Source organism: Nocardia sp. NPDC055053, assembly GCF_053608285.1.
The window spans coordinates 47,860-54,913 of the sequence record NZ_JBSGVD010000041.1 but is presented as its reverse complement, the minus strand read 5'-3'; the positions used below and the strand labels follow the sequence as shown (position 1 = coordinate 54,913).

General features: G+C 67.8%; 7 protein-coding genes. 4 read left to right on the top strand and 3 right to left on the bottom strand.

Annotation, left to right across the window (positions count from 1 at the left end; genetic code table 11):
- Nucleotides 1-51: 51 nt before the first annotated feature.
- The 3 genes from ACWF82_RS29760 to ACWF82_RS29750 all read right to left on the bottom strand — a co-directional run bounded on the left by ACWF82_RS29760 (nt 52) and on the right by ACWF82_RS29750 (nt 2,586).
- Nucleotides 52-714, bottom strand: a complete 663-nt coding sequence (locus tag ACWF82_RS29760; protein ID WP_452506523.1) for a heparin-binding hemagglutinin — start codon at nt 712-714, stop codon at nt 52-54.
- Entirely contained in the window at nt 714-1,160 is a 447-nt protein-coding gene (locus tag ACWF82_RS29755; RefSeq protein ID WP_452506522.1) for a helix-turn-helix domain-containing protein, read from the bottom strand. The genes ACWF82_RS29760 and ACWF82_RS29755 overlap by 1 nt, the downstream gene beginning before the upstream one ends.
- Before the next feature lie 94 nt (nt 1,161-1,254).
- Nucleotides 1,255-2,586, bottom strand: a complete 1,332-nt coding sequence (locus ACWF82_RS29750) for a DUF445 domain-containing protein (protein WP_452506520.1) — start codon at nt 2,584-2,586, stop codon at nt 1,255-1,257.
- Nucleotides 2,587-2,845: 259 nt separating this feature from the next.
- Here ACWF82_RS29750 and ACWF82_RS29745 point away from each other — a divergent pair, with 259 nt between their 5' ends.
- From ACWF82_RS29745 to ACWF82_RS29730, 4 genes are all read left to right on the top strand, one after another.
- Nucleotides 2,846-3,532, top strand: a complete 687-nt coding sequence (locus ACWF82_RS29745; RefSeq protein WP_452506529.1) for a TetR/AcrR family transcriptional regulator — start codon at nt 2,846-2,848, stop codon at nt 3,530-3,532.
- 160 nt (nt 3,533-3,692) lie between these two features.
- On the top strand, nt 3,693-5,111 hold the full coding sequence (locus ACWF82_RS29740; protein ID WP_452506518.1) for an ABC1 kinase family protein: 1,419 nt from the start codon (nt 3,693-3,695) through the stop codon (nt 5,109-5,111).
- A 10-nt stretch (nt 5,112-5,121) separates the two neighbouring features.
- Nucleotides 5,122-6,366, top strand: coding sequence for a saccharopine dehydrogenase family protein (locus ACWF82_RS29735; RefSeq protein ID WP_452506516.1), 1,245 nt, complete (start codon nt 5,122-5,124; stop codon nt 6,364-6,366).
- Nucleotides 6,363-6,995 carry a class I SAM-dependent methyltransferase gene (locus tag ACWF82_RS29730; RefSeq protein ID WP_452506514.1) on the top strand — a complete coding sequence of 211 codons (633 nt, stop codon included), beginning with the start codon at nt 6,363-6,365 and terminating at the stop codon, nt 6,993-6,995. Before ACWF82_RS29735 ends, ACWF82_RS29730 begins: the two co-directional genes overlap by 4 nt.
- Nucleotides 6,996-7,054: the final 59 nt, after the last annotated feature.

Genomic DNA, 7,054 nt, shown 5'->3' with positions numbered 1-7,054 from the left:
GCCGCGCATCATCGGATGCGCGGGGCCGCTGTCGGCGGTGCTACGTCAGCCTTACTCGGCCTTCTTCGGCGCTGCCGCCTTCTTGGCGGGCGCCTTCTTGGCCGGGGCGGCCTTCTTGGCGGCGGGCGCCTTGGCGGCCGGAGCCGCAGCCGGCGCCGGGGCGGGCTCGGTGCTCACGGCGATGACCTCGGCCTCGACAACCTCGTCGGCGATCTTCTCGGCCTCGGCCTTGCCACGGCCCAGCAGGTCGGTGACCTTGGCGAGGGCGTCCTCGGCACGCGCGGAGGCATCCTTGTACAGGTTCTCGACGCGGCCGATCTGCTCGTCGACGGCCTGGTTGGCGCGCAGCCGGTCGACGGTCTCCTCACCGCGGACGGCGAGGTCGGCGTAGATGTCGAGCGCCTGGCGGTAGTACTGCTCGGCCAGCTTGCGCAGCTCCTCCGGGGTGAACTTCTCGCGCAGCTCGGCGAGGTCCTCCGGCAGCTCCGACGGCAGGCCGGCGATGCGCTCGCGCAGGGTGTCGAACTGGGCCTGCACATCGGCGGGCACGTTGGCGATGCGCTCGCGGGCCTCGTCGACACGGGCCTTGGCATCGGTGGCGACGACGCGCTCGCGGACGTCGGCGACGACCTCGTTCACTGCGGTGTAGATGGCGTCACCGGCACCGACGGTGGCGAACAGCGGCTTGGTCACGGTAGCGGTCTTTTCGGTCATCAGTCTTCGCTCTCCTGGCGTGGCGGAGTGTCATTTGTCGTGAACGAAACGTCGCTGTCCCGTTCGATCCCCCCTGAGCCGGCTTCTTCCCCGTTTTCCCGGCGAAACGACTCATAAATTTCCAGCAACACCTGCTTCTGCCGCTCGGTCACCGAAGTGTCCGCTAGCAGGGCGTCCCGGACCGGGCTGTGCGGACGCTGTTCGAGATATCCGGCCCGCACATACAACACCTCCGAGGAAACGCGCAGTGCCTTGGCGATCTGCGCGAGTACTTCGGCGGAGGGGTTACGCAATCCGCGTTCGATCTGGCTCAGGTACGGATTGCTCACCCCTGCCAGAGCGGCGAGCTGACGTAAGGACACCTGCGCAGCTTCGCGCTGGGACCTGATGAACCCTCCGATGTCTTGTGCCGCGTGCGCTACACGTCCCTCGGGCTGGTCTGCCATCACTCACCTTCTGGCGGTTGTACGGTCAATACTAAATCAGGGTGCTAGCTATTGCAAGCACTCCTGTTAGCACAGGGTCGGCTAACAGCCGGGCTCAGTGGAACAGCAGCTGCGAGATCGTGTAGATGGCCAGGCCCGCGAGCGAACCGACGACCGTGCCGTTGATCCTGATGAACTGCAGATCCCGGCCGACCTGCAGTTCGATCTTCCGGCTCGCCTCGTCGGCGTCCCAGCGGGCGACGGTGTCGGTTACCAGAGTAGAGATCTCGGCCGAGTAGTTACCGACCAGATAGCGCGCGCCGCGGTCGATCCAGCCGTCGACCTTGCCGCGCATGGCCGGGTCGTCGCGCAAGCGCTCACCGAGCTGCTGCACATTCTCGGCCACCTTGCGGCGCAGGGTGGAATCGGGGTCATCGGCCGACTCGAGAATCAACCGCTTGGCCGCGCGCCACGTCGCCTCGGCCATTCCGGTGATCTGCTCGCGGCCCATGATCTCGGCCTTGACCTTTTCGGCCTTGGCGATCATCGCCTCGTCGTGCTGGAGATCGTCGGCGAAATCCTGCAGAAAACGATCGGCGGCCTGCCGCAGTTCGTGATCGGGATTCGAGCGCACCTTCCAGGTGAACTCGACCAATTCCCGATAGATTCGCTCGGAAAGCAACGTATTGACGAATTTCGGTGCCCATTGCGGCGCGTCCCGCATGACAATGCGATCGATCGTCTCCTGCGAGCCGAGCGCCCATTGATGCGCGCGTTCGGCCAGCAGATCGATCAGCGGCAGCTGCCGATTGTCCGCGATCAATTCCGAGAGCACCCGCCCGAGCGGCGGACCCCACAGCGGTTCGGCGATCCGCTTGACGATGGTGTTGTCGATGATCTGCTCGACGTCCTCGTCACGCAGCACGCCGACCACCGCGGTCAGGATCGTCGAGCTCTCCTGCGCGACCCGGGCCGCGTGCCCAGGATCGGCCATCCACCGGCCGACGCGCAGCGAGATCTGCGCGGAGTCCAGCCGCGCCGACACCACGTCGGGCGCGAGGAAGTTCGTGCCGACGAAGGCGCCGAGGCTCTCGCCGAGCTGGTCCTTCTTCTTGCGGATGATCGCGGTGTGCGGGATGGGCAGGCCGAGCGGATGCTTGAACAGCGCGGTGACCGCGAACCAGTCGGCGAGCGCGCCGACCATGCCTGCCTCGGAGGCGGCGCGCACATAGCCGACCCACTCGCCGCCACCGCCGCGTGATTCGAGCCAGCGGCACAGCAGGTACACCACGCTGGCCACCAGCAGGAATCCGGTGGCCAGCGCTTTCATCTTGAAGAGGTCACGTTTTTTGCCCGCCTCGTCGGTCATGACCGCGAAACCCGCTGGTTGCGCAGCGGGATCGGTGCGCGGCGCGAGAACCGCCGTATTGCCGGGAGCTTTCTCCATAGCCACCATTCTGCTGTGCGCGCCGTAACGGCGCCGCCGCGAACCCCGCCGCGTCGCCCACGACACACCAAACCAGCCGGTTTTCCGTACGCGCGGGTAAACACCTGGTGTGGTAAATGCCGCAACGTCGACCAAACGAGCGCCACCCCACTCCGGCGCGCCTAAGCTGTACAACGAGACACGCCACATCGACCACAAGGGGGCTGTTCTGTCCACCGAAGACCTTGTCGAGATCGGCGAGCAGACCGGGCGCGCGACCGTGCGCGGCGGCGGTCCTGTCGACGGCCGCAAACGGCGGTGGCGACAGCACAAGATCGACCGGCGCGAAGAGCTGGTCGACGGCACGCTCAATGCCATCCGCGCGCGCGGCAGCCAGGCGGGCATGGACGAGATCGCCACCGAGATCGGCGTGTCCAAGACCGTGCTGTACCGCTACTTCGCCGACAAGAACGACCTGGTGCACGCCACCATGCAGCGGTTCATCGAGACCACGCTGCTGCCCCGCGTGTACGGCGCGATCAGCCTCGACGCCGACGAGTACCAGCTGGTGCGCGCCGCGATGACCGAGTACGTCGGCACCGTCGACGACGACCCCGAGGTCTACCGGTTCATCATGAGCAACTCGGCGGGCGACAAGTCCTCCCTCGCCGAGTTCGAACGGCTCTTCGCCGAGGTGGTCACGACCGTGCTGATCGACCGGGCAGGCGCCAAGGGCGTGCGCACCGACGGCGCGCTGCTGTGGTCGTATGTGCTGGTCGGCGGCATCCAGCTGGCCACGCACTGGTGGACGACCACCGACAAGGCCATGCCACGCCAGGACGTCATCGACTACCTGACGATGATGGCGTGGTCGGCGATCGAGGGCGTCGCCAAGGCGGGCGGTTCGCCCGAGATCTTCACCGCACAGACCCACGAACTGCCCGAGATCCCCGCACAGCCCTCCTGAACTGGGGTTTCCCCACGATCGCCGGAGCCGGTCTCGACATTACGGCGCGGTTGGTTACGCTGAACCGAGCGGGGCGCTGTGGCTTGCGTCACCGCTGGCGGTCGTGTGACGCTGTGCGTCGACGGCCGCCCTGCGCGTCGGCACCAATGGAGGTACCTCGATGGCGAAGAACGTGCCGACATCCCGGCTAGCCCGCGGGACGAAACTGGGGGCGGTAGCGGCGAGCTCGGTCATCCGTTCGAAGAAGACCAGGCTCTCCATGCGCGGACGGTCCGAGGCCGTGCGCGCCAAGATGGCCGAGGAGTCGATGATCCGCACCACCGAGCAGGTGGTCATGGTGCTGGGCACCATGAAGGGCGTGGCGATGAAGCTGGGCCAGATGATGTCGGTGCTCGACCTGGACCTGGTGCCGCCGGACCATCGCGACCGGTTCCAGCAGCGGCTGGCCGTGCTGCGCAATGCCGCGCCGACGGTGTCGTTCGAGGCCATGCGCGCGGTGATCGAGGAGGATTTCGGCCGCCCGCTGGCCGAGGTGTTCGCCGAATTCGACCCGGAACCGATCGCGGCCGCCTCGATCGGCCAGGTCTACCGGGCCACCCTGCAGGACGGCAGGGCCGTCGCGGTGAAGGTCCAGTACCCCGGCGTCGACATCGCGGTGCGCGCCGACCTGAAGAACCTCACCATGTTCCGCCGGGTGCTGTCCTCGGCGATGCCCTGGATCACCCCGGCCGTGCTCGACGAGCTGAAGCTGAACATGGAGGCCGAACTCGACTACGTCGCCGAGGCAGCGACCCAGACCGAGATCGCGCACCTCTACCGGGATCACCCGTTCATCGTGGTGCCCGCCGCGGTGCAGGAGCTCTCGACCACCCGGGTGCTGGTCAGCGAGTTCGTCGAGGGCACCGGGTTCGACGAGATCCGCAAGCTGCCCGACGCTCAGCGCGACCGGGTCGGCGAGATCATCTACCGCTTCTACGTCGGTTCGCTGTTCACCTTCAACGAGTTCTGCGGCGACCCGCATCCGGGCAATGTGCTGCTGGCCCGCGACGGGCGGGTGGCATTCCTCGACTTCGGTCTGTTCAACCGCATGGACCCCAAGCTGGTGCACTTCGAGATCCTGTGCCTGCGCGCCGCCGCGGAGGACCGCGCCGAAGACCTGCGGCAGTTGATGATCGAGCGCGGCGTGATCGATTCCCCGGAGGAGATCGGCGCCGAGGAGTGTCTCGAGTACGTGCTCTCCGCCTCGGAGTGGTGTCTGGTCGACGAGGAACTGACCATCACCCCCGAACTGGCCAGTGGCGCGTTCCTGCTGGCCGTCGACCCGCGGGCCAGCGAGTTCACCGGGATGAAGCAACAGAACCTGCCGCCGGAGCACCTGTTCTCCCGCCGCGCCGACTTCCTCACCTTCGGTATGCTCGGCCAGCTCGACAGCACCAACAACTGGCATCTGATCGCCAGGGAATGGCTCTACGACGAGCCGCCGGTCACCGAACTCGGTCTGGCCCACCGTGAGTGGCTCACCACCCATCCGCCGAAACCGGCGAAGAAGCCGCGTGCCCGCAAGGCTGGCACTCGATGAAAGGCGCGTCATGCCGCAGCACCGTGAGTTCGACCTGATCCTGTTCGGCGCGACAGGTTTCGTCGGCAAACTCACCGCCGAATACCTGCTCACCGCCGCGCCGGAGGACGCCAAGATCGCCATGGCGGGCCGGTCGGCCGACAAGCTCGCCGCCGTGCGCGCAGAGCTGGGCCCGGCCGCCGCGAAGTGGGAACTGGTGGTGGCCGATTCGAACGATCCCGCCTCGCTCGCCGCGATGGCCGAGCGGACCAAAGTCGTGGTCACCACGGTCGGCCCGTACCTGCGTTACGGCATGCCGCTGCTCGGCGCGTGCGCCGCGGCGGGCACCCACTACGCCGATCTCACCGGCGAGCCGCTGTTCATCCACGACGCCATCGAACAGTTCGAGCAGGTCGCGGTCGACTCCGGCGCCAAGATCGTCAATTCCTGTGGCTACGACTCGATTCCGTCGGATCTGAGCGTCTACGAGCTCTACCGCGCCACCGTCGCCGACAACACCGGCGAACTGGAGGACACCACCCTGGTCGCCTACCTCAAGGGCGGCGCGAGCGGCGGCACCATCGATTCGGGCCGAGCCATGTGGGAGGACGTCGCCGCCGATTCCACCCGCGGCAAGATCCTGGCCCACCCGTACTCGCTGAGCCCGGACCGCACGATGGAGCCCGATGTGGGCCGCCAGTCCGATCAGGCACTTGGCCGCGCCGACAGCATCGATCCCAGCCTCGACGGCTGGGTCACCACCTTCGTCATGGCCTCGCACAACACCAAAGTCGTGCGTCGCACCAACGGCCTGCTCGGCTGGGCCTACGGCAAGCAGTTCCGCTACCGCGAGGTGATGAACGCGGGTAAGTCGGCCGCCGCACCGCTGGTCGCGGCCGGTGTCGCGGGCGGCCTCGTCGTCGGTATGGTCTCGGGCGCCGTGCTCTCGCGAGTCTCGGTGGGCCGCAAGCTGCTCGACCGGATCCTGCCCAAGCCGGGCACCGGCCCCAGCGAAAAAGCCCGCCGCAGCGGCTGGTTCACCATGCGGACCTTCGCCCACACCAGCTCCGGCGCCAAGTACCAGGCCACCTTCTCCGGCACCGGCGACCCCGGCTACCAGGCCACCGCGGTACTGCTCGGCCAGAGCGGTCTGTGCCTGGCCTTCGACGAACTCCCCCAGCGCGCGGGCATTCTCACCCCCGCCTCGGCCATGGGCGAATCGCTCACCGCCCGGCTGCGCGAGGCGGGCATGACGATCGAGGTCGCACGGCAGTGAACCTAGCCCGCAAGACCATGAACGCGCCTGCCTTGGCCGCGGTGTACGAGCACGCGTGGCGGCCGGCGCTGTTCTATCTGGCCAGCGGACGCACCACCGGCAGCGACCGCCGCGAAGCCGTCGACACCCTGCGGCTCAGCGGCAGCAAGAAGGTGCTCGATCTCGCCTGCGGCCCAGGCAATTTCACCAAGTACCTGAGCGAGTTCCTCAGCGGCGACGGCTTCGTCACCGGCCTGGACTACTCCGAGCCGATGCTGGCCAGGGCCGCGGCCGACAACGCGGGCCCGCGGGTCGGCTACGTCCGCGGCGACGCGCGCACGCTGCCGTTCGCCGACGGAACCTTCGACGCCGTCTGCTGTTTCGGCGCGCTGTACCTGATCCCCGATCCGATCGCGGCCACCCACGAGATGATCCGGGTGCTCGCGCCGGGTGGCCGGATCGCGATCACCACCAGCTACCGCGAGGACAACCTGTTCGGCCGGGCCAGCACCATGGCCGCGGGCCTGAGCGGGCTGCGCCTGTTCGACCGCGACACCTTCCCGACGCTGTTCGCCGAGGCGGGACTGGTCGACATCGACCAGCGGGTGCACCGTTTCATGCAGTACGTCGACGCCACCCGCCCCGCCTGATCGGTCAGGGCCGCCGCGGAAGGTGCCCGGCTCCTGCTCCGGCCGCGCGTGCTTGCCGG